This is a genomic window from Agrobacterium sp. a22-2 (assembly GCF_012276985.1).
GTDB lineage: Bacteria > Pseudomonadota > Alphaproteobacteria > Rhizobiales > Rhizobiaceae > Allorhizobium.
Genome location: NZ_JAAXMM010000001.1, coordinates 451,492 through 474,171, shown reverse-complemented (window position 1 = coordinate 474,171; position 22,680 = coordinate 451,492). Strand labels below are relative to the sequence as shown.

At 58.9% G+C, this 22,680-nt stretch carries 22 protein-coding genes and 2 pseudogenes; 12 read left to right on the top strand and 12 right to left on the bottom strand.

The features are described from left to right. Window positions 1-51: 51 nt before the first annotated feature. Window positions 52-948, bottom strand: a complete 897-nt coding sequence (locus HFC70_RS02310) for a LysR substrate-binding domain-containing protein (protein ID WP_168471573.1) — start codon at window positions 946-948, stop codon at window positions 52-54. A gap of 107 nt (window positions 949-1,055) precedes the next feature. Here HFC70_RS02310 and HFC70_RS02305 point away from each other — a divergent pair, with 107 nt between their 5' ends. From HFC70_RS02305 to HFC70_RS02270, 8 genes are all read left to right on the top strand, one after another. After that, window positions 1,056-1,910, top strand: coding sequence for an iron-containing redox enzyme family protein (locus HFC70_RS02305; RefSeq protein ID WP_168471572.1), 855 nt, complete (start codon window positions 1,056-1,058; stop codon window positions 1,908-1,910). Between the two features lie 76 nt (window positions 1,911-1,986). Further along, complete coding sequence (locus HFC70_RS02300; protein ID WP_168471571.1) at window positions 1,987-2,676, top strand: bifunctional 2-polyprenyl-6-hydroxyphenol methylase/3-demethylubiquinol 3-O-methyltransferase UbiG; 690 nt, start codon at window positions 1,987-1,989, stop codon at window positions 2,674-2,676. Next, window positions 2,669-3,658, top strand: a complete 990-nt coding sequence (locus tag HFC70_RS02295; protein ID WP_210259104.1) for a DMT family transporter — start codon at window positions 2,669-2,671, stop codon at window positions 3,656-3,658. Before HFC70_RS02300 ends, HFC70_RS02295 begins: the two co-directional genes overlap by 8 nt. 21 nt (window positions 3,659-3,679) lie before the next feature. Beyond that, window positions 3,680-4,555 carry a serine O-acetyltransferase gene (gene cysE / locus HFC70_RS02290; RefSeq protein WP_168471570.1) on the top strand — a complete coding sequence of 292 codons (876 nt, stop codon included), beginning with the start codon at window positions 3,680-3,682 and terminating at the stop codon, window positions 4,553-4,555. Between the two features lie 115 nt (window positions 4,556-4,670). After that, window positions 4,671-5,030 carry a type II toxin-antitoxin system PemK/MazF family toxin gene (locus HFC70_RS26890; protein WP_368669510.1) on the top strand — a complete coding sequence of 120 codons (360 nt, stop codon included), beginning with the start codon at window positions 4,671-4,673 and terminating at the stop codon, window positions 5,028-5,030. Between the two features lie 197 nt (window positions 5,031-5,227). After that, window positions 5,228-5,374, top strand: a complete 147-nt coding sequence (locus tag HFC70_RS02280) for a hypothetical protein (RefSeq protein ID WP_210259128.1) — start codon at window positions 5,228-5,230, stop codon at window positions 5,372-5,374. Further along, on the top strand, window positions 5,355-6,764 hold the full coding sequence (locus tag HFC70_RS02275) for a recombinase family protein (protein ID WP_246735614.1): 1,410 nt from the start codon (window positions 5,355-5,357) through the stop codon (window positions 6,762-6,764). Before HFC70_RS02280 ends, HFC70_RS02275 begins: the two co-directional genes overlap by 20 nt. A 361-nt stretch (window positions 6,765-7,125) precedes the next feature. Next, on the top strand, window positions 7,126-7,683 hold the full coding sequence (locus tag HFC70_RS02270; RefSeq protein WP_168471567.1) for a serine protease: 558 nt from the start codon (window positions 7,126-7,128) through the stop codon (window positions 7,681-7,683). Window positions 7,684-8,326: 643 nt separating this feature from the next. Here HFC70_RS02270 and HFC70_RS02265 read toward each other — a convergent pair. After that, window positions 8,327-8,593, bottom strand: a complete 267-nt coding sequence (locus HFC70_RS02265) for a hypothetical protein (protein ID WP_168471566.1) — start codon at window positions 8,591-8,593, stop codon at window positions 8,327-8,329. A 43-nt stretch (window positions 8,594-8,636) separates the two neighbouring features. Here HFC70_RS02265 and HFC70_RS02260 point away from each other — a divergent pair, with 43 nt between their 5' ends. The 4 genes and pseudogenes from HFC70_RS02260 to HFC70_RS26885 form a co-directional block, all read left to right on the top strand. Continuing rightward, the gene (locus HFC70_RS02260) at window positions 8,637-9,050 is read left to right on the top strand and encodes an SIP domain-containing protein (RefSeq protein WP_368669502.1); all 414 of its coding nucleotides are present in this window, start codon (window positions 8,637-8,639) and stop codon (window positions 9,048-9,050) included. A gap of 352 nt (window positions 9,051-9,402) precedes the next feature. Next, window positions 9,403-10,794, top strand: coding sequence for an adenylate/guanylate cyclase domain-containing protein (locus HFC70_RS02255; RefSeq protein ID WP_168471565.1), 1,392 nt, complete (start codon window positions 9,403-9,405; stop codon window positions 10,792-10,794). Window positions 10,795-10,875: 81 nt separating this feature from the next. Then, window positions 10,876-12,042, top strand: coding sequence for a DUF3095 domain-containing protein (locus HFC70_RS02250; RefSeq protein WP_168471564.1), 1,167 nt, complete (start codon window positions 10,876-10,878; stop codon window positions 12,040-12,042). Between the two features lie 41 nt (window positions 12,043-12,083). Next, a pseudogene (locus HFC70_RS26885) lies at window positions 12,084-12,164 on the top strand (IS6 family transposase); the annotation flags it as partial. Here HFC70_RS26885 and HFC70_RS02245 read toward each other — a convergent pair. The 10 genes and pseudogenes from HFC70_RS02245 to HFC70_RS02200 all read right to left on the bottom strand — a co-directional run. Next, window positions 12,158-12,562, bottom strand: a pseudogene (locus HFC70_RS02245) (Arm DNA-binding domain-containing protein); the annotation flags it as partial. The pseudogenes HFC70_RS26885 and HFC70_RS02245 sit on opposite strands and share 7 nt — an antisense overlap. Window positions 12,563-12,853: 291 nt before the next feature. Further along, window positions 12,854-14,416, bottom strand: coding sequence for a glutamine-hydrolyzing GMP synthase (guaA, locus tag HFC70_RS02240; protein WP_168471563.1), 1,563 nt, complete (start codon window positions 14,414-14,416; stop codon window positions 12,854-12,856). 83 nt (window positions 14,417-14,499) lie between these two features. After that, window positions 14,500-15,138: a 5'-methylthioadenosine/S-adenosylhomocysteine nucleosidase gene (locus HFC70_RS02235; protein ID WP_168471562.1), complete on the bottom strand. Its 639-nt coding sequence runs from the start codon at window positions 15,136-15,138 to the stop codon at window positions 14,500-14,502. Then, window positions 15,135-15,584, bottom strand: a complete 450-nt coding sequence (locus HFC70_RS02230; protein WP_168471561.1) for a PaaI family thioesterase — start codon at window positions 15,582-15,584, stop codon at window positions 15,135-15,137. Before HFC70_RS02230 ends, HFC70_RS02235 begins: the two co-directional genes overlap by 4 nt. A gap of 70 nt (window positions 15,585-15,654) precedes the next feature. Next, entirely contained in the window at window positions 15,655-16,107 is a 453-nt protein-coding gene (locus HFC70_RS02225) for a TspO/MBR family protein (RefSeq protein ID WP_168471560.1), read from the bottom strand. A 40-nt stretch (window positions 16,108-16,147) separates the two neighbouring features. After that, complete coding sequence (locus HFC70_RS02220; protein WP_168471559.1) at window positions 16,148-17,236, bottom strand: DUF1513 domain-containing protein; 1,089 nt, start codon at window positions 17,234-17,236, stop codon at window positions 16,148-16,150. A gap of 4 nt (window positions 17,237-17,240) precedes the next feature. Then, window positions 17,241-18,341: an imelysin family protein gene (locus HFC70_RS02215; protein WP_168471558.1), complete on the bottom strand. Its 1,101-nt coding sequence runs from the start codon at window positions 18,339-18,341 to the stop codon at window positions 17,241-17,243. After that, complete coding sequence (locus tag HFC70_RS02210) at window positions 18,341-19,816, bottom strand: di-heme oxidoredictase family protein (RefSeq protein ID WP_246735637.1); 1,476 nt, start codon at window positions 19,814-19,816, stop codon at window positions 18,341-18,343. The genes HFC70_RS02215 and HFC70_RS02210 overlap by 1 nt, the downstream gene beginning before the upstream one ends. A 102-nt stretch (window positions 19,817-19,918) precedes the next feature. Further along, a complete protein-coding gene (locus HFC70_RS02205) occupies window positions 19,919-21,199 on the bottom strand; it encodes an imelysin family protein (RefSeq protein WP_168471556.1) in 1,281 nt (426 codons plus the stop codon). 150 nt (window positions 21,200-21,349) lie between these two features. Next, window positions 21,350-22,639 carry an RsmB/NOP family class I SAM-dependent RNA methyltransferase gene (locus HFC70_RS02200; RefSeq protein WP_168471555.1) on the bottom strand — a complete coding sequence of 430 codons (1,290 nt, stop codon included), beginning with the start codon at window positions 22,637-22,639 and terminating at the stop codon, window positions 21,350-21,352. Between the last annotated feature and the right edge of the window lie 41 nt (window positions 22,640-22,680).

The window sequence follows — 22,680 nt, the reverse complement described above, 5'->3', positions numbered from 1 at the left end:
GCCGCACACGAATGTTGGCGACCCAGCTGCGGTTCAAAGAACACTTTACCGCTATTCCCAACACGAATTTAACCACTCAACGAGAGTTTGGCTTCGCTTTTGCTGGTCGACATCAAGAGACTGAACAATATAGTAACCGAAACCAGTTTCCAATCGCTGCCCAAATGGTGCGATAAGCTTGTTGTTGTCTAGCGCGTCAATAATGAGTGGCAGACTTGCCAGGACTACGCCGGCCCCCTGTTCTGCAGCTTGTAGCGCCAAGTGCGAGTGATTGAAATGCAACCCATGCTCATGATTGATCAGGGGAGCCTTGAGGCCGGCAAACGAAAGCCAATCGTCCCATGTCGTCCCTAGATTATCATCGTGAAGCAAATTGTTCTTGTGCAAGATCTCAATCGGATCGTCGTAAAGAAGTTCCGGGCTACAGACTGGCAGTATGGCCTCTGGCAGAAGCAGGCTGCTAGTGAAATTCGTCCATTCCCCGCGACCATACAATATGGCGATATCGGCGTCCGTCGGACGATACGCTTCCGTGAATTCTCGGGTCACGATCCTGACTGAAAGTTTGGGATACTTTTCCTGAAAACTGGGAAGCCGGCTTACAAGCCAGCGGCTTGCGAGCGAATCTGTGGTCTGGATACGAAGCTGCTTTTGTTTTCCTGCCTGCTCCATGGCCTCAAGAGTTACCGTCTCAAGACTGTTGAGAATGGCTGAGACCTTCTCAAGATATGCGGCTCCATCCTCAGTCACCCGAACCGACCGCACGTCTCTTAGAAAGAGGGCAAAGCCAAGCCACTCTTCGAGACCGCGGATTTGATGACTGATTGCCGAAGGGGTGACATGTAATTTTTCAGCCGCAGCAGTGAACGTCCGCTCTTGGGCCACCGATTCCGCAGTCGCAAGGGATGAAAAAGGGGGCAATTTTCGTTTCACAACCTTGCCGCTCATACTGTGAGGTTCAACTCAATATAGCTGTAAAATTTTTCGTTTGTAAATCACTCCAGAAAGACGAAATCTAATCTCATTGCAACAGATATCCGAAAGAGAGGCATGCAATGAACAGCCATATTGGATCAAATATTGCTTCGCAGCCTTCTTGGGGAAACATTACTCCCCAATCATTCTGGGATAAGGCTGACGCTATTCAAGACAAGACCATGGTCGAAGCCGACAAGATCTTTTCCTATCTTGAAACGGCTCCTGCACCAATGATCCGCGAGATACTCGCGCAGTATCGTTACTTCACCGTTTACTATATCGCCGATCTTGCGCTGTTGATCGCACGGTTGGATGACGGCCCGATGCGCAGCTTCCTCGCGGATATTCTCTACGACGAGCTTGGCTGCGGCAAGGCAAAATTGGCACATCCCCAGCTGTACGACGATTTCCTTAAGACGATCGGTGTCGACGTTGCCGACCTCGATCGGAAAGCGCTCGCCAGCAATGTCCTGCTGCTGGACGAAGCGCGCCGGCAGCTGGTCGATGCTCGGCATGGCAGCGAATACGCCATCGGCTTGCGGGGGATGGGCGGAGAATGCGTGTGCCAGGTGTATATAGCCCAACTCCACAAGAGCCTCATGCAAAACCCGTACATCCAGGAGAATCGCGAGAGAATCGACTGGCGTTTCTGGGACATGCATGTCGGCGACCATGACATCGAGCATCGGGAAAAAACTCGAGCACTGATCGATAGTGAAGTGGTCGCCAGGGGAGGTGTCGGACTGCAGGAGCTGGGGCAGGGCTACGACCACAGCATGTCCCAGTGGAAGGAATTCTGGTCGAACATTTTCGCCATGCAGAACGGTGACCTTGCCAATGACAAGTTCAAGCGCACGGTCGTCAGCTCCTCCGTCAACGTGAAGGTTTGCGACGGGGCAGGATGCCCGACCAAGCTCTCCCTCATGAATTGAAACTCACCAAGATTGGGCGTTTAGGCAATGTCCGATACTACCGCACTCAATTTGGTATTCAACTTATAGGTGTATCATGTCAGAAGCGCTGCGGTATTCTCATGCCGGATGGGAAACTTACTACCTTGAACATCGTGACGAGAGGGCGTGGGGAGGAGTGCCCGACGGTTTCCTCATGGAGCATATCGACGAGGTTCTCGTCAGCGGGGCCTCCAATGTTCTTGACGTCGCTTCCGGCGATGGGCGCAATTCCGAACCCTTTCTCGAAAGGGGCTTAAATGTCGTCTCTGCAGACCTCTCGCCTGCGGCATTGTCCACTTTTGCAAAAAGGTGCCAAGCGTTGGGGGAGCGCAAACCATGTCTTGTCGCAGGTGATTTTCTGTCGATCGGGTTCATCCCTGAACAGTTCGACGCCATTGTTTGCTTCAACAGCATCCCTCATTTTGAATCTCCGTCCCAGGCTCTCTACAAGATCGCCGATCTGCTGCGAGCCGGCGGACGAGCGGCCTTTAACGCCTTCACACCCGGGGACGTGGCTTTCGGGCAAGGCGAAAAGGTTGGTGCAAACAAATATTACTATCGCGACACGCTGTTCACGTTCATGACCGAGGACGATCTAAAGTCGATCCTGCCTTTGAGCGTCGCAGTTGTCCATTCCGAGACACGCAAGTGGCAGGAGCCAGATCACGGCACCTATCGAAGAGGCACCCATACCCACGAAGCCTGCTTCTTCATCATCGAAAAGAAGGTGGGCTACGTTGGCTGATATTGGCAAATCCCCCCCACGCCGAGGTCAGTCAGAACAGCCTGTGCTCGGCGTCGCGGTAATCGTTGTTACCGTCTTTGCAATGGCTTTTGCGGACACGATTGTAAAGTATGTCAGTTCCCATATGCCGCTTTGGCAAGTGTTCGTTGTGCGCTCGCTGATTGCAGTTCCCGCAATCGGCGCAGTCGCATTCTTCGGATCATTTCGTAATTTTCGTCCCATCTCATTGGGTTGGACAATGTTGCGCAGTTTGTTGCTTGTCATGATGTACATCGCGATCTATGCGGGCGTACCTGTTCTCAGTTTGTCGACCATTGCGGCTTCGCTATATACAGGGCCGTTATTCATTACTCTGTTTTCGGCAATTCTAATCGGTGAGCCGGTTGGCAGAGGCCGCTGGGTTGCCATCGTTCTTGGCTTCATCGGTGTACTCTTCATTATTCGTCCAGGAAGCGACGCCTTCTCGCTGGCAGCGCTCATACCTGTTGCCGCCGCGGTCTTCTATGCGATAGCTGCGGTCATCACACGGACGAAATGCGCCGATGAAAGGCCAATCGTTCTCGCTTTGGGGTTGAACTATACACTGCTGATGGTTGGCACGGTCGCGACTATCGGACTCGCAGCCTTGAACTTATCGCCAGAGTCCCAATCCATCTATCCCTTCCTAATCGGTAACTGGGTCCCCATGGCGTCACGGGAATGGGCTGTGGTGACCATCTTGGCTTTTCTTATCGTTGGAATCGGAGTTGGACTGGCGAAAGCATATCAGGTCGGTCCGCCGGCCGTGATAGCCACGTTTGACTACTCTTATCTCATATTTGCAGCGTTCTGGAGTTATGCGTTCTTTGGAGATTTGCCGGACAAGCTCACAGTCACCGGGATCGCCTTGATCCTATGCTCCGGGTTTCTGGTTCTTAACCCAGCGGGCTTCAAGAAGCGAGATAACCTTGATCCTGCAGCTCCGACTGTCTCGGGGGAGTGAACATTTGCGAAGGTCAACACTATGTCCGTGAATCTATCACCTGGCGGTGCGATTTTTCGAGGAAGGGTTACGCAGGCTGCACAGCCCGGCAATGATCCATGCTGGGCCGATCTACAGCGTACGGCGACAGCATGGACCGAAACCGAACCCGCGCTCGCCCAAGTGTTGCATCATACCGTTCTGAGCGCGGATAGCTTCACCTCAGCTCTTTCGATCAGACTTTCATGTATTTTCGCGGGTGACAGCCTTCAAAGAGTATCATTGCGCGATCTGATATCCACCGTTCTCGCAGATCACGAGGAGATCGGAATAGCTGCTCGTGCAGATCTAGAGGCGATATGCGCGAGCGACCCTGCAACGAGGGATCGACTGACACCGTTTTTATTTCTGAAGGGGTTTGCTGCTCTTTCCTTTCATCGCGTCGCGCATCAACTCTGGCTTGATGGCCGATATCCTATTGCCTTGGCGTTGCAGCAGAGAATGTCGGTCACCGTTGGGGTCGATATTCATCCGGGCGCAGTATTCGGCAAAGGAATCCTTCTCGATCATGCCACGGGTATTGTGGTTGGAGAAACCGCGGTGATTGGGGATGACGTCACTATGTTCCATGGCGTCACCCTTGGTGGAACAGGCAAGCAGCGGGGGGATAGACATCCCAAGGTGGGCCGCGGAGCGTTCATCGGAGCGGGAGCCAACATCCTTGGAAATATTAGAGTAGGCGAGTGGGCGCGCATAGGCGCGGGGAGTGTTGCGCTGGCTGATATTCCGCCCTTTTCAGTTGCCGTCGGCATTCCAGTTCAGATTTCGTCTATAGTTTTTGATAAGGAGTGGCCTGATAAGCGCGCCTTCGAAGCAGCAACCGCCGGCGGGTTGGTGTTGGAACACAATTATCTCTAGCAGTCGTCTTTAAATGGTTTGGCCATCTGTTCCCACGCCACTCCCAGTCGCAGATGGCCTTTTTTCTTCTGTGCGTCATGTGGCGCGACACACCGCGAATGACCATGATCGGAGGATTGCAGAATTTGCTGTAGCCTGTTCGGCAGTCTACAAGCGAAGCGGCAAGGACTACGCGGGCAAGCCACGCCCCGTTGTCGTTGTGCAGGACAAGGCATTCGACGCTGCGGACTTCATCACCATCTGCGCCTTCACCACGGATGAGACAGACGCGCCGCTGTTTCGTCTGCCTGTGGAGCCCAACGAGCGCAATGGCCTGCATTCGCCGTGCCGGCTGATGGTGGACAAGATCACGACTGTTCCCAAATCCAAGGTGGGAATAAGGGTCGGTCGGCTGGACGACGAGGGTATCGCTCGGTTCAATCAGGCGGTTCTTGTCTTTCTCGGTCTGGCAGGTTCATCGAGGGCGAAGACGTAGCAGTCGAAGATTTCCGCTGGTCCTTCGACGCTCTGCGACACCCTTCGATAGGTGGTGAATTCCTGCTTTTCCTTGTCCTGTCTCTGGTTCTTACATGGTCTTTCCATCCGGGAAAGGCAGGTCGAACATGCACGGAGACGACAAGGGGCAGGGGGCAGCAAACGACAATGCACGCCCTGCAAACAACGCGGACGGCAGTGTCGAAGAAACGTGCCGCGGGTGAGGAGAACCTTGAACGAGTCGTTCTCGACATTGCCCGGCTGATCGGACGACAGATGGCACGGGTGGCGGCCAACGACAATGGCAACACCCGTGCGGGTAGAGATGACCCCGAGGCGGAATAGTCTCGCTGTCACCATAGTCACCCTGGCCGAGGGGGAAATCTCCGAACTGCATGTTGGCCTGAAAGGCACGATGAACGCGCTGTTCCTCAAAGACCTCGCGATGAAGACCCATCGCGGCCTGCGGGGCAGGGTGGAGAAGGGCAAGGCGGGCGGCGGGCTTTGCTACGGATACCGTGTCCTCAAACAGTTCGACGGTAACGGCGAACCGGTCCGGGGCGACCGTGAGATCATTGCCGAGGAAGCCGACATCATCCGCCGCATCTTCCGGGAGTTCGCCAGTGGCAAAAGCCCGAAGGCGATTGCGACGGATCTCAACAGTGAAGGCATTCCAGGTCCGCTTGGACGGGCATGGGGAGACACCAGCATTCGCGGCCATATCACGCGCGGCACCGGCATCCTCAACAACGAGCTTTATACCGGCGTTCTCGTCTGGAACCGTCAGCGCTTCATCAAGGATCCATCCACCGGCAAGCGCGTCTCCCGCCCCAACCCGGAAAGCCAGTGGGTCAAGACGGAAGTGCCACATCTGAGAATGATCGAAGATGACCTCTGGCAAGCAGTCCGGAACCACCAGAACCAGATATCGGCGATCTTCCGCCCGAACCCGGCTAATACGCTCGAAGGGCGGATGAAGCGGCTGCATCTGACGGTCAGGCTTGTTTCCCTCCTGCCCGGCCTTCTCACCTTCGGATGCTGCGGCGGCAAGTTCGGCATCATCACGCCGGGGCGCTATGCCTGCCTCAACCACCACAGGCGCGGCATCTGCGACAATGGTCGGTCCATCACCCGCGAGAAGATCGAGGCGCGGGTTCTCTCCGGTATCAAGGACAGACTGGTATCCTCGCAAGCGGTGGCCGAGGTTGTAAAAGCCTATGCCGAGGAAATGAACCGGCTGAACCATGATCGGCGCGCCCAGGCGGCAATCGACCGGAAGAACCTTGCGAAGGTCGAAAAGGCAATCGCCGGGATTATCTCCGCCATTGAGGACGGCATGTACCAGCCGTCGATGAAGGCGCGTATGGACGATCTCGAACGGCAGAAGGCCGACATCACCGCCCGCCTGTCACAGTCCCCGGACGACATCCCGGATATCCACCCCAACGTCGCCAACCTTTACCGGCTGCGGGTGGAACGTCTGACGGAGGCGCTTGCCGATCCAGATGGCGGCAGGCAGGCAGCTGAGGCGCTGCGCTCGCTGATCGGCGAGATCGTGCTGACCCCCGGCACCAAGCGCGGCGAGGTTCATGCGGAGCTACGCGGCGAGCTGTTTGGTATTCTCGGCCTTGCCAATGCGGAAGCTGGAGGGCCGCAGAACAGCCCTTTTATGCCATTCGTTGAAGCGAGCCCCCGCAACCACTTCAGACATAAATCAATTACCGCTCCCATCTAGGGGCGGTTTTTGCGTTCTAGGGGGGGAGATCGCGACTGGGTTGCCGCGGCAGCCGAACTGCAAGTTCCCCCGGCGTCGGATACTGGCATCACCACGTCATCTTGCGCTTATCCGGCGAACGGATCGGACGGCCTGTCATCGTAACAATGAACTTTGATACGCTCTCTGAGCGTTCACTAATGGTGTCTCGGTCGGCCGCTGAAGCGACACAGGAAAGTGCTGCCGGGCCATCTCAGCGGGAGGCCCGATCGCAATTTGTCGGCGGTTAGTTGAGGAAGCGGCCGAGATATTTGAATAGCCAGTTGCGTCGAACGTAGTTAAGTTTGTGACGAAGAATAAAACTCAAGCTGGGTGGGTGAGCATGAGCAATTTCAGAATAGCACTCTATTTTCTATTCCTCCTGCCGTGTACTGAGTTGGGCCAAGAGACGTCGCCAGAACCCGCCGAAATTACCATCAAGCAAATAGTCTGCGGCGGATCGCTTGCGCCACCAAAAGCCTTTGTAACCAATCTCCTGACTGGAAGGGGAACAAGTACAGTCGCTTTGGACGAGTCTCGCGACACCGTCCCACCTTGCGGCGGATCGTTGCCGAAAGTCGACTTGATCCAAGCCATTCCGATGAACTGGATAATCCCACAATTGGTTAAGATCATCTCGGATGGCGGGCAATGCTCAGGAGCACTCGTCTCGATTGATCCAACCGTGGGCGCGAAGGCAATTGTTACAGCCGCACATTGCGTTTATAGCAACGGCAATTTCTTCAAGAATGTCCGCGTATATCCGGGTTACAACAACGGCACGAATCCGAGATTCGGCGAGATACGCGGAACCGAAGTCCTTGCTTTCTCCCGATACATCGCAGATCGGCAGACTGCCCACGACATCGCGGTTATCAATCTCGAAGAGGGCCTTACCTGATCCAAGCTACAGCGCCTACGGACTGATGCCTTACGGCATAACCTGCAATAACGATTCCCGTAACTTTTTCCGACCGCACTACAATCCCGCGATACAAAATCTAAAAATTCAAGCCTACGCGGGTGGCGCGATAACGTCCTGTTATGATGGTATGTTGGTCAGCGGCGTTTCGACAGGTGGTGGATCGAGTGGATCGGTCGTCGTTGATCAATACGCACGGGCCATTTTCGGTGTTCACTCCCCTTTCGATGCAAACTATTCATTCGAGGCACCGCTGACCCCGGCCAAGATTTGTGCTGTCGTCAATTTCCTGCCGGATACTGTCGGAGCGGCCTGTCCAATAAACCCTTGATGAGGAAAATGCGGCCACACCAACTGCCGATAGAGCTTGCCAGTGCTTGCGAGCAGCGGGGTAGCACCGCTACCATACGGCCTTGTTCATGAGTTCCATCATGGCAGCCGGACGCCCGATCCGCGCGGTGTGCCAAAGGTTCCAGATATTGTCGGTCCCTGTGGTCTTATTGATCAGGTCAGGGTGAAAACGTGGGATTTGCGATAGTGGCCGTCTTAGGCCGTCCATGACTGGCTTGGTGTAATATCTTCCGTGAAAAAGCCACTGAAGGCAGGGCTCGCCGGGCAATGGTCAGGTTTCAGGTTTCAGTACACGAGTCGTCGGCCTGAGGCGAAGGGCGTTATCCCGGATAGCCGTGAGATTGTCTGATGCTGCTTCGAGAGTGCCGGACCCTGCGGCCAACAGAAGAACTATCGGTAGAGCCTCGGAGAACCTTGTTTCTGCCGGATCATCATGAAACTGCGTGCCAATACTCTCGTTCACCAGACCCACAAAATTGGAGATCTTGCGTCTGTTCCACGCTGCCATGATCTGGTCCTGAAGGACGATCACTCTCATTGTTACCCCCCAGCCCAAAACGGCAGGAATTTTCTCGCAGACGGTGCATACGACATACGACAAGCATGAAGAAAGAAGCAGCCGCGCCGACGACGTACCAGAGGGCGATGAGATAGTTTACGCGCACAGGCTTCATCGTACGAACTACCCAATCGGCTCAAGTGGGATGCTCGCCGAAGAGGCTATCACCTCAATTGCCGCTCTCGATGCGGAAACCTTCATCTGGGTCGCCTGCGAAAAGAAGGATGTACGCACCATCAAGGGCGTCTTGAAGGCCCGAAATCACGACCCGAAGCTAAAGTATGTGGCGTGGTACTGGGAGCGGGGCGTGTCAGCCGACGACTGCCCCCCGAACTGCAACGCGGCAGGTGCCGATAACCGAATGGCGATATCCAGCCGCTCGCCCCGCCGAGAAATGCGTCTCTATGACTCCAGCTCATCTCCGCGCCTCTCATAACACCGGAACTGATCGTCGTCGCCATCCCAAAGAGGCCGCAAAACAGGGATGCACGGGCCCCACCTGACCGTTTGAAAGGCGATTTCGCCGACCCATAGGAACTGCTCGCCGCCTCGGCCGGATGACGAAACTGTTACGACGCTACAATCATAAAATGCGTCCCCGCCATTGTAGATTGCGGCTATCGCACCAATCTAGTTGAAAGAAACCGCCAAACGAGTGCGGGAAGGCTGTTCAATCGTTAGTACCAAGAAAGGCGACCCGGCCGATGGATCCTCAAAATCCCTTGCCCACTCCGGGATCCATGCTGTTGCGTGCCTCCCCTGCGTCGCGCGAGCAGACACAGGAAAAAATGACAGAAACTACCACGGAGATCGGCGCTGCTGTAGGGCTTCGGACTACAAACGCTGGTATCGGAACGGTTTCTGCCACTCTCGTAGATCGCGTGTCGAGTTGGCTGACACAGGCAGCGCTTTCCAGCATGTGCCTCGAAGATCTCGTCCGTGGGGCCTGTGAGCGCATTTCGGCTGCCGGTGTGCCGATTGCCCGGGTCCATCTGTCGTTTGCAATGCTCCACCCGCTTTACGATGCGCTTGGTTTCACCTGGCGTCCGCAAAGCGGCCTGACCATCCAGGGCTACCGGCATGATGCCGGTAGCCCTGAGACATTTCTGCTTAGTCCCTATTACGCGCTCCTGAGCAACAATCTTAGTCATTTACGCCGGCATATTCTGCTTGACGGGGACGCGGAATTCCCCGTTTTCGAGGACCTGCGCAAGGAAGGCATGACCGATTACCTGGCATTCCTGCAGCCATTCGGCGACAAGTCGGTGCAGGGCATGATGGGTTCCTGGTCCACGCGCGCCAAGGACGGCTTTACCGATCCGATGATCGAAGCCCTGCTCCATATCCAGAACCATCTGGCCGTTGCTGCCAAGATGGCAGTGCTCGATAAGCTCTCCAACAACATGCTGACCACCTATCTTGGAGGGGACGCAGGAAAACGCGTCCTCAACGGACAGATCCGCCGCGGCGACGGCGAGACCATTCGGGCTGCACTTGTCATGGGCGACATGCGCCATTCCACCATGCTTGCCGAGAAGGAAGGGCGACAGGTCTATATCGACACGCTGAACGACTTCTTCGAGGCGATCGCCACGCCGTTCAACCGCCATGGGGGCCAGATTCTCAGTTTTCTCGGCGATGGCTTCATTGCCGTCTATCCGTGCGACCGTCATCGGGAGCCCTCGCAGGAGGCCTGCCGCGCAGCGATGTCCGCGGTCAGACAGGCGCAGACCCGGGTCGAGGAACTCAACCAGCGGCGCCAGAAGAACAAGCAGTCGTGGATCCACTACGGGATCGGTCTGCATGTCGGCAACGTGATGTTCGGCAATGTCGGGCTGGAGGAGCGACTGACCTTCTCGGCCTTCGGCTCTGCGGTCAACGAGGTTGCACGCCTTCAACTGCTCAGCAAGAAATTTGATTCAGAAGTCATCGCAAGCCAGGCATTCGTCAATTATTCTGGCGGCGACTGGACGACGCTCGGCCAGGAGAAACTCCGCGGCGTACGCCAAAAGGTGACGATACTGAGCCCTCGTCCGCTTGGCCCGGAGCAGCGCGTCGAAGAAGTGGTCGAGGATCTGCGCCGGCACGCATTGTCGGAAGCGGAAAGGTTGATCCTGCTGCATCGCGATGCGGCTGCCGGGAAACCCTCGTCGCCGATGCTGAACAAGCTGATGCGATAGCGATCTGGACGGCAAGGTCGGCGCACGGCGCCACAGGTCGACATGATGCGCCCGCCGCCGGACTATGCTAGGCTTCTCGCCATGCAGGAAAATTCCGACGACAGCTTCTATCAGTCATTGCCGGTGCTGACCCGCTTCGAGGGCGTGGCGGACGCATCCAATTATATGCCATTGCCGGAAGGATGGGTTCTTGCGGTCGCCGACATCGTCGGCTCCACCCAGGCGATTGCTGAGGGACGCTACAAGGCGGTCAACATGGCCGGAGCCAGCATCATTTCGGCGCTCCTTAATGCGTTCGGCGCGCACGACCTTCCCTTCATCTTCGGCGGCGACGGAGCGATGGTGGCTGTGCCCGGCCGATACGCAGACAGAGCAGCCGAGGTCCTGGCTTCGATCCGTCTGTGGATCCGGGAGGAAATGAAATTGGCCATGCGGGTTGCCCTGGTGCCGATGGCCGACATACGCTCGGCCGGTTTCGACGTCGGCATCGCGCGTTTTGCCGCAAGCGAGTCGGTATCGTATGCGATGTTCAACGGTGGCGGAGCCAGTTGGGCAGAGCAGCAGATGAAGGCCGGGCTTTACGACGTCGCAGAGGACGGGGTTGGTCCGCCCGACCTCACCGGCCTCTCCTGTCGCTGGAACCCCATTGCCGCTCACAATGGCGAAATCTTTTCCATCATTGCCAAGCCGACATCCTCGTCCACCATGGTTCAGTTCCAGGAACTCGTCGCTGCCATAGTCGCGGTAACGGCAGAACAGAGCCGGGACGGTCATCCCATGCCGGAGGAAGGCCCCGGTTTCGCTTTTTCGCGTGAAAGCATTCAAGCCGAAGTCGTAACCGTGCCGCGCAGGGAACGGGCAGCAAAATTGCTATCGATCATTACACAACTGGGCCTCACCATTGTCCTGCATGCATTCAATGTAACAATCGGACGGTTCAATGCGCGCCGCTATACACGCGACGTCGCGGCCAATTCCGACTTTCGTAAATTCGACGACGGCCTGAAGATGACCGTCGATGTCGATCAATCGCACCGTCTGCGGATCGAGGCTCTGCTTTTGGATGCGGAAGCCAAGGGGGTCTGTCGTTACGGTCTGCACCGGCAAGACAGTGCGCTTGTGACCTGCTTTGTACCGACACCGCTTTCCCGCCACCATATTCATTTCATCGACGGCGCGAGCGGCGGCTACGCCCTCGCCGCAAGCCGTCTGGCTGCAAAACATCCCGCTGCGGTGGCGTCGCCTTAACCGCCTGTTCGAATTGACTTGATATCGGGTTTTCATGACCGAGAGCCCCTCTCGCCCACTTCAGACACCACCGTTTTCCCGCTGAGATCATTGCCCATGCCGTATGGCTCTATCATCGGTTCCGCCAGACGGGCATGAGTTCGCGTTCGAAGATGGAACGACGCATCGCGCGCGTGCTGTCGGCCATCGTTGCGTTGGTCAGCCATTTCTCGCCGAACTGGCCGAAGCTCTTTGCTTCCTTGTTCCGGCGCTTCTCCCGCTGCTTCTCGATGGCGGGGGACCGCCCCTCGGCGATTGCCCGGCGCGCATCGATGCATAACTCGCGAGCCCTGGCGAGCGATATTCCGTCACGAGCATATCTGCCGAGATAGACAGTCTCCCGCCTGCCGTTCAGCCGATAGTCGAGCCTGAACGAGATGGCACCCGACGGCGCGACGCGCACATACATGCCGTCACGATCAGATACCTTGTACATTTTGGCTTTTTGTTTCAAGCACTTAAGTGCTGCGTCGGTCAATATTTCGGGTCTCCTCGCGGAAAAGTACCGTCACGCGGTTTTTGGAGGCCGATGGCGTAGAAAACGCTTATACTTCAGCGTCTTATATCGAAAAAAGTACCGTCACAAGCCTCATTACTCTTGACGGTACTTTCGTTTTTCCCGTTGATCAATGGGGGCGAGGCCCGTCAGCGAGGCCGCCAAATGCCATCTATGCCCACCGATAGATGTCGATAGGCATAGGAGGAATTTATTGTTTTCAGTGCGTTATGTCGTATCGCAGCGTAAATTCGGTGGCGTTTGGATAGGCCTGAATCATTCCCACTCGATTGTGCCCGGCGGCTTGCTCGTCACGTCATACACAACGCGGTTGATGCCGCGGACTTCGTTGATGATGCGGGTCGCGGCGCGGCCGAGGAATTCCATGTCGTAATGGTAGAAATCCGCCGTCATGCCGTCGACCGAGGTGACGGCGCGTAGCGCGCAGACGAATTCATAGGTGCGGCCATCGCCCATCACGCCGACGGTCTGCACCGGCAGCAGCACGGCAAAGGCCTGCCAGATGGCATCGTAAAGCCCGGCCTTGCGGATTTCGTCGAGATAGATGGCATCGGCTTCGCGCAGGATGTCGAGCTTTTCGCGGGTCACGCCGCCCGGGCAGCGGATGGCGAGGCCCGGACCCGGGAAGGGATGGCGGCCGATGAAGCTGTCGGGAAGACCCAGTTCCTTGCCGAGAACGCGGACCTCGTCCTTGAACAGTTCGCGCAGCGGCTCGACGAGCTGCATGTTCATGCGTTCCGGCAACCCGCCGACATTGTGGTGCGACTTGATGGTGACCGAAGGGCCGCCGGTAAACGAGACGCTTTCGATGACGTCGGGATAGAGCGTGCCCTGGCCGAGAAAATCGGCGCCGCCAAGCTTCTTGGCCTCGTCCTCGAAGGTTTCGATGAACAGGCGGCCGATGATCTTGCGCTTGGTTTCCGGGTCGGACACGCCTTCCAGCTCGCCGACGAAGCGATCGATCGCATCGACATGGATCAGGTGCAGATTGTAGTGCTGTTGGAACATGGCGACCACATCGGCCGCCTCGTTCTTGCGCATCAGGCCGTGGTCGACAAGGATGCAGGTCAGTTGGTCGCCGACCGCTTCATGGATCAGCAGCGCCGCCACGGAACTATCCACGCCGCCCGACAATGCGCAGATGACGCGCTTGTCGCCGACCTGGTCACGGATCGCCTGGACGGCCTTGGCGCGATAGGCCGACATCGTCCAGTCGCCCTTGATGCCGGCGACATTGTGGACAAAATTGGCGATCAGCTTGGCGCCGTCCGGCGTGTGCACCACTTCCGGATGGAACTGCACGGCGTAATATTTGCGGGATTCGTCGGCGATAAAGGCGAAGGGCGCGTTGGACGAGGTGGCGAGCACCTTGAAGCCTGGCGGGATGGCGGTGACGCGGTCGCCATGGGACATCCAGACCTGGTGGCGCGAACCGACGGACCACAGCCCTTCAAACAGCGCGCATTCTTCCTCGATTTCCAGGAAGGCCCGGCCGAATTCGCGGTGATGGCCGCCCTCGACCTTGCCGCCCAGCTGCGCGCAGATGGTCTGCTGGCCGTAGCAGATGCCGAACACCGGCACGCCGCTGTCGAAAATGATCTGCGGTGCGCGCGGGCTGCCGTCTTCGAGCGTCGAGGCCGGGCTCCCGGACAGGATAATCGCCTTCGGCTTCAGCCGATGATACCCCTCTTCGGCGGACTGGAAGGGGACGATCTCGCAATAAACGCCGGATTCGCGAACGCGCCGGGCGATCAGCTGCGTCACCTGGCTGCCGAAATCGATGATGAGAACACTGTCTGGAAGAGCTGTCTGGGTCATGACGAGCCTTTAATGAAAAGTGCCCGTTCTGGCAATCTCAGAATTGTACCGGTGCAATAATTTCAGCCGGACCGTTAAGAAGATCAGAACCAGAAAACGCCGTCTTCAAGGGCGGTGAAGAGATTGTCGACGGCAAAGGACAACTTGCGGTCGACGACGTGCAGATATTCCTTCCAGTCGTCGATATGGTTGAGCTCGCTCCGGCCGTCGGAAATGCCCCTGAGGCCGATCAGCGGCAGGCGGTGCATCTGACAGGCGCGCAGCACCGCAAAGGTCTCCATGTCTACCATATCGGCATCGATGGCCTCATAGGCCTTGCCCGAGATGATGTTGGCGCCGGTCGAAAGGCTCGCATCGGGAATGCCGGGAATGCGCAGCGGCAGTTCAATCGCTGCCGGCAGATCGAGAAACGGCGTGCGGCCCTTCTCGAAGCCGAGCGGAGAGGCATCCATGTCCCGATAGGAAACCGAGGAGACCTGGTAGACTTCGGTCTGCTCCAGCCGACTGGAACCGGCCGAGCCGAGCGACACGACCAGATCCGGCAGCTCGTCTTCCGTCTCGAGCTGGGACAGCGTCCGCGTCACCGTTACCGCCGCCTCGATCGGGCCGACGCCGGTGATCAGCGGCGCGATGCGCGAGCGCAGGAAGGTGCCGTATTCGGCATCCACCGCCATGATGAACAGGATGGATTTCCCCGAGACCGATTTCAGTTCGAATTTCATCCGCTAATGCCTTCTCGTCCGCGTATGACCATCATCGTGCTCGTCATGGAAGCAATGAGCTTTGCCGGCCCATCGCTGATCGCATAGCCGCGCCCATCGGCAACGATGATGGTGGATCCCGGCTTGGTGATTTCGCCGCGAAACAGAAATCGCTCGCCGCGGCCCGGCGACATGAGGTTGACCTTGAACTCGATCGTCAACAGCGATGCCTCGGGTTCGATCACCGTGTAGGCGGCATAGCTGCAGGCGGTATCGAGGGCCGCGGAAATCACGCCCGCATGCAGGATGCCATGCTGCTGTGTGAGTTTCATGTCGAAGGCCAGCTCGATTTCCACGACGCTCTGGCTCACTCTTGTGAGTTCAGCCCCGATCGTCTGCATGGCGCCCTGGCGCGCAAAACTCTGTCGAATCCGCTCGTGAAAATCCCCGTAACTGCTCTCGTTCATGCCTGCTTCCCTCTGTCAGCGGGAAATTGGCATGCCGCTCAAGCTTCGGCAAGCAGGCGGCGCGGATAATTCAATTGAGCATGAAGATTGCCGTGTTCAGCATGGTCGCGAAGGCGACCCAGCCGGCATAGGGCACGAACAGCAGCGCCGCCATCTGGTCGATCCGCCGGGCCTTGACGATGAAGACGAGGATCATTGCCAGCATCGGCAGGATGACCGCCAGGCCAAGCGCCGGACTTTCCAGCCCGAAGAAGAACGGCGACCAGAGCAGGTTGAGCGCCCATTGTGCAAACCAGATCTGCATGGCGATGGAGGACGGCGCCTTTAGCCAGATCCGCGCACCTGCAAGGCCGATCAGCACATAGAGCACGGTCCAGGCCGGCCCGAAAACCCAGGCTGGCGGGTTAAACCATGGCTTTTGCAGGGATTGATACCAATCGCCTGGAATGTTGGTGAGGCCCGAGAGCAGGCCCATGCCGGTAACGAGCACGACGAAGACGGTGTAGACCATGACATTGCGCATTGGGGCAAGGTAGGGCCGTTTTGCAGAAAGCCAAGGCGTTTTATGCTTTTGCCAGCAGAACGATGTGCTGGTCAAAGGCGACATCGCTACGGGTCTGAAGAAAGCGACCGCCATAGGAGGATACCGCGAAGCCGTCCTGCGCCGGAGCGATCCCGGCCGCATCGACCACCGCCTCTTGGCCCAGTACGGCGCCGGTTCGCCCGTCAAGCGTCACCGCAAGCCCACCCTTCGGCGAGGTGATACCAACCAAGCCGTCCTGCCGGTTGACGGCAATAGCCCCGACATAATTGGCAAGGCCCGTGGTGATGTCGTCGGGCAGCGGCACGAAGGTCAGGTCTTCGCCCTTGGCGAAATGTCCGACCAGTGGCGGCAGGTCGTTGCGCGGCCCTTCATACTGGCAGGCAAACCAGATCCGGCCATCGGCGGCGGTGTCGATGTGGCGTGTCGACAGTCGTCGCAGTTCGGCCGGCAGCCCATGCCGCTCGATGAGCGCGCCGTTCCGGGCATCCAGCAGTACCAGCGAGGGTTCCATCCGGTCGAGATTGAGTTTGGTGCGGCCGAAATCAGGATGGGTTTCGATGCCGCCATTGGCGATGATCAGGGTCTGCCCGTCATCGCTCACCGACATGTCGTGGGTGCCGACACCATGGGCGTCGAATTCGCCGATGCGCTGGAACCCGGCCTGTGCATCGTAGAGACCGATCATGCCGCGATTGCCGTCGAAATCGTTTTCGCTGGCATAGAGCAGGCGGCCATCCGGCGAGAAATGGCCATGCCCGTAGAAATGCCGGCCGGCCGGCGTCGCGATGATCACCGGCTCGGACCGGCCCTTTGGGTCGAAGACCACGGCAAAGGTTCCGGGCCGGCGGGCAAAGGCCACCGCCCGACCGCTGGCGGCGTCAAAGCTCAGGCCATGGGCGCGGTCGGGAAGGTCGATTTGGGCGAGGATTTCGCCACGTTCGTTGATCAGCCCCACCCCATAGTATCCGTCGGGTTCGCGCAGACCCGAGGCATAGACGGCGTCGGTCCGCTCAAGGGCAGCCCCGGATCGCGGCGTCAGGCTGGCCAGAAATCCGACGCCGGCGGCTTTCAGGAAATCACGCCGGTCGATCAGCGCGCTGCGTGGCATGGCATCAGTCTCCGTCGGAGAAGGAAAAGCCCGCGCCAAGGCCGATGGCGCCGCCATAGCCGTCGTTGAGGCGCACGATCAGGTCCTTGCCGTTCAGCAGCAGGAAATCGAGCTTGGAGCGCTCCTTGGTGTCCGTGACGGCCAATTCGACATCGGGTGAAACGTTGCGGGCCACGCGGATCAGGGATTTCGCTACGAAATCGATCGAGGAAACCACCGAGCGCACGTCGTCATTTAAGAGCGACACCATGTCGGACTGGTGCATCAGGGCGCGTACCCCCTCCAGATTGTCGGCGACCGAAACGAAGGTCAGGCCGGATCGCCAGTAGATCGCCTGGCGTGGAAAGGTGTTCTTTTCCTCGCCCTTGTAGAAGGTCTCGATGCGCTGGTCGCGCACCGCTTCGGCGCCGTGCACCAGAATGCCGAGCAGGGCGGTAATCGCCTCGCGACCGTCCCGGAATTCCGGATTGTCGGGGCCGGGATGCTTCCACGCCTCCTGGATGCCGCCGGTCCGGTCCCATTCCTCGTTCAATTCTTCAGCCAGGCGTTCGAGGTTGCCGGCAATGGCGGCACCATAGCGGCAGCGATAACTGTTCTCCTCCTGGCCAAGCGTGTCGGCTCCACTGCCGTAGAGCACGAATTCCAGAGCCCCAAGGCCCTGCATGGCGACGCTCTTGTCCTTCAGGCCGTCAACCGTCGTGGCGCTCTCGTCCTTGGTGGCAATGGCGGCTTGGACCTGCTTAAGGCCGGTGCTCTTGCGATCGGGATAAAACAGGATGCGCTCGAACCGGTTGCCCTCGATGACAGGGCCGACACGCAGCACTTCGATATTAGACCACGCCGCAACAGTATCCCGGAACGCAGCCTCGGCGGCCTCGGTCGCTTCTGGTGAGGGAGTGGCGCACAAGGCGCTCATCGTCGTCTTCAGGACTGTCGTCGATCGGTGGAAGCGCTGATAGCCGGGGCGAATAAAGCCATCCACGGCCTTTTCCAGCACGGCCGGCACTGCGTCCAGGTGAAGCGCTGGCGGCGACAGGGTCGCATCCTGCGCTGCCGCGCTGAAGGCTAGGCCGAGAAAACAGGTGAGAAAAGGCAAGATCCGCATCAAAGGGACTCCAGGAATGTGATCAGCGACTGCCGGTCGGCAGAGGGCAGGGCAGCAAAGGCGTCGCGGGCCTTTTGCGCTTCCCCACCGTGCCAGAGAATGGCTTCGGTCAGAGTGCGCGCCCGTCCGTCATGCAGGAAGAACGTGTGGCCGTTGACGGTTTCGGTCAGGCCGATCCCCCAGAGCGGCGCGGTGCGCCATTCGCGCCCATCCGCCAGGCCGACCTGCTGCCCGTCCGCCAACCCGTCTCCCATATCATGCAGGAGAAAGTCGGAATAGGGCCAGATCAGTTGGAAGGCGTGCGCCTTGTTCGCCGCATCCCGCCGCGTCACATATTTCGGCCGGTGACAGGAGATGCAGCCGATCTCGTAGAAATGTTGCTTGCCGGAGAGGACCGCGGCATCGCCAGTGTCGCGGCGCTGCGGCAGAGCGAGATTTTCCGAATAGAAGGTGACCAGGTCCATGACTGGGTCGGGGGCCTCCGTCTCGCCGAGACGCTTTTGCACGCCGGTCGGCATCTCGAGGCATTTGGCCTGGGCGGGAGTACAGTCGCCCCAGTGTCGTGGTGCATCAGGCGTGGAAATGCCGATATCGCCGGCAAAAGCGCTGGAACTCTGGTCGCGCACCGAGGCATTCTGCGCCTTCCAGCCGAAACGGCCGATCTTCAACTCGCCGGTGCGGTGATCGCGTGCCTTGGCGACCTTGCCGGAAATGCCGTCTCCATCCTCATCCAGCGGGTCGGCATTGGCGAGAATATCGTTGTCATGGATCGCCTCGACCAGACCGAGGCCCGGCATAGGGTTGGCAATGCGCGGCGAGAGCACCGTCTCGGGATCGAGCGGGCCATATTGCGGATCGCTGACCGCATATCGCGGCTTGCGCAGGCTGACGGTTTCGCCGCCGGCCAGCACGACCGGCTCCTCCGTATAGGTGATCTCCATCCGCCCTTCGGCAGCCATGCCGGGCACCGCCAGATCCTGCAATTGCGCGCCATAGACCGGATCGGGAAAGTTGACGACCTTCAGATCGGCCAGTGCCTGGCGCTCCGCGTCGGTGCGCGCCGGCCGCGCCAGCCGCAGGAACATCGAGGTCGAGTCGGTGCCACCTTCCGGCGGATGGCCTCGCCCATCTTTCAGGTGACAGCTCTGGCAGGCCCGTGCGTTGAACAGGGGCCCAAGTCCGTCAGAGGCTTGTGTGGAGGAAGGGGAAGACACCCAGAACTTGCGAAACAGCGCATTGCCGAGCTTGAAGCTCTCTTCTTCCTGAAAGGTGAGGTTCGCCGAGAAATGTGAAAAGGCGTCGCCATTGACCGGGTTTGTCGAGGTTGCGGCTCCGCCCTGCATCACCTCGAAAAGTTCCGGCTTGGAAAAATCGCTGGCCGGACGGGTGACCATATCCACCCGCTTCCTGTCCTTCGGCGTCAGATCCGCTCGCTCACCTCCCGTGTCGCCGGCGGTGACGGCGAAGAGGGGCATCAGGGACAACAGGACCGGCAGAAGCGCCAGCCGCACAGGACGAAGGAACAGGGTATTCATGAGAATTCGGGCCGCCGGAGATATCCGACGGCCCGCCTTTTATTATTGGAAGACAGCGTTAGGATTATCCAGGCTGTCGGAACCTTCAAGCTCGATCGCGCCGAGATCCAGCGACGCAATGACGCGCTCGATGGTCTTGGTCTGGTCGATCAGGCCGTCGATCGCGGCCTGCACCGTGGCATTGCCCTCGGCATTGCCTTCGCCGATCATCTGGTCATAGGCCTCGACCGTTTCGGCGCGCTTGACCATGGCCGACATGGCGTCGATCGTTTTGCCGAGCTTAGCCTTCATTTCCGTATCCAGCGCCGCGTCTTTTGCCGCCACCAGTTCGGACAGCGAGGGGCCGGTCAGCTTGGTGCCGTCGACACGGGTATATTCGCCCGTATAGGCCGAGACGATGCCGACCGCATCGTTGAAATGCGAGGCATGGGTATTGTCGGAGAAGCAATCATGCTCCTCTTCCGGATCATGCAGCAGCACACCGAGCTTCATGCGCTCGCCGGCCAGTTCGCCGTAGGAGAGCGATCCCATGCCGGTCAGGATTGCCGCAATGCCGGCCTTCGGGTCGGCTTCCACTGTCTTGGTGGCTTCGCCTGAGGGCTGCCAGGCGGCAACCATTTCCTCGAGATTGGCGACCAACAGCGACGAGGCCGCCTTCAGATAGTCGGCGCGGCGGTCGCAATTGCCATTGGTGCAATTCTTGGTGTCGAAATCCGTATAGGGACGCGCGCCGGCGCCCTTGCCGGTGCCGTTCAGGTCCTGGCCCCACAGCAGGAATTCGATGGCGTGGTAGCCGGTCGCGACGTTGGACTCGACTTCGCCGGCTTCATGCAGCGTCTCGCCCAAAAGTTCCGGGGTGATCTTGGTGGCGTCGATTTCCTTGCCAGCCAGCTTCAGCTTGGGGTTGGCGATGACGTTTGCAACATAAAGCGCATTGCTGTCGCTTTCGGTGCCATAGGCCGGGTCGACATAGTCGATCAGACCTTCGTCGAGCGGCCAGGCATTGACCTTGCCTTCCCAGTCGTCAACGATGGCATTGCCGAAGCGGTAAACCTCCGACTGCTGGTAGGGAACGCGCGCCTTGATCCAGGCGGCCTTGGCGGCCTTCAGCGTCTCGTCGCTGGGCGTTGCGATCAGCGCGTCGACGGCCTTGTCGAGATCCTTGGCGGTTGCCAGAGAATCCTCATATTTTGCCTGCGCGAGCGCCGCGTAATGCTTGACCACGGCGGCAGCATCGGTGGCTGCATGAGCGGGAGCAGTCGTGAAGGCTGCAGACGCAACCAGAAGCGCCACAGCGGCGCGGATAATGGTTTTCCGGGACATTGCCTCTCCTCTGACGCCGCGGCGCCATTCCTTGAAACGAACAGGCCTGTCATGGAGCAAAAATAAACTGGTGTCAAACAATCCAGTATGAGGCGTTTTGACGAAAATTGCCTTCCGTCAAAACGCGGCGTTTGTGGATTTCCGGAGCCCTCAAGCCTTGCGGCGCATTCGGCAGAAGAAGAAGCCGTCCGTATCGGTGCTGGCGGGACTGAGCGTCAGGGTCCTGCCGTTCCTCGACAGTGGCCGCGGGCCGCTGGCGCCGAACAGCCTGTCCCAGGTATCCAGCGCCGTGACGATCTCGAAATCCGGATGGGCCTTGCAGAAGGCATCGACCTGACGGTCGTTTTCTTCCGGCAGGACGGAGCAGGTGACATAGAGTAACTCGCCGCCCGGCCGCACATAGGCGGAGGCATCGGCAAGCACGGCCTGCTGCTGCGAAATGCGCTCGTCGAGATTGCGCTGGGTCAGCCGCCATTTCGTGTCCGGCCGGCGTCGCCAGGTGCCCGTGCCGGTGCAGGGTGCGTCGACCAGCACCTTGTCGATCTTGCCGAGCATGGGCACCAGCGCCTTGGCATTGTCGTGCACCTGGACATTATGCGTACCGGCGCGCTTCAGTCGCTCGATGATCGGGGCGAGCCGCTTGCGATCGGAATCATAGGCATGCACCTGACCCTTGTTGTGCATGGCAGCCGCCAGCGCCAGCGTCTTACCGCCGCCGCCGGCGCAGAAATCCAGCACCTGGTCGCCGTCCTTCGGATCGACAAGCGCGGCCACGATCTGCGAGCCTTCGTCCTGCACTTCGAACCAGCCCTTCTGGAAGGACAGTTCAGCCGTCACATTCGGCAGCCGGGACGGTCCTTCGCCGGCAGGAATGCGGATGCCGTTCGGCGCAATCCGGGCGGGCTGAACGCCGGAGCGGTCGAGCGCCTTCAGCGTCTTCTCGCGGGTCGCCTTCAGCGTGTTGACGCGAAGGTCGAGGCTTGGTCTTGCGCTAAGCGCCTTGGCTTCCTCAAGCCAACTCTCGCCGAAGGCTTCCTCGAAGGATGGCTGCACCCAATCCGGGATGTCACCTTGAACGTGAAGCGGCGCCTCGTCGAGGCTGCGGGTCTGAAAGGCGGAGAGCTGTTCTTCCGACAGCGGGGCGGGGGCGAAATGATCGCCCTCCAACTCGGCGGCCAGTGTTTCGGGCGCCTGGTCCCACTGGCGGAACATGACGGCATACCCAAGGGCTGCGGGACTGTCGTCATTCATCAGATAGGCGTGGGACAGTCTCATGCGCAGGGCGTCGTAGACGATATTGCCGATGGCAGCACGGTCGCCGGAGCCGGCGAAACGGTGGGCCAGGCCCCAGTCCTTCAGCGCATCGGCCACCGGCCGCCGCCGTGTCTCGATATCGGTCAGAACTTCGATGGCACCGGCCAGACGTCCGCCCAAACGCATGTGTTAAACTCCTTGAGGTTTCAGGTGTGCGTGGTAGCCGC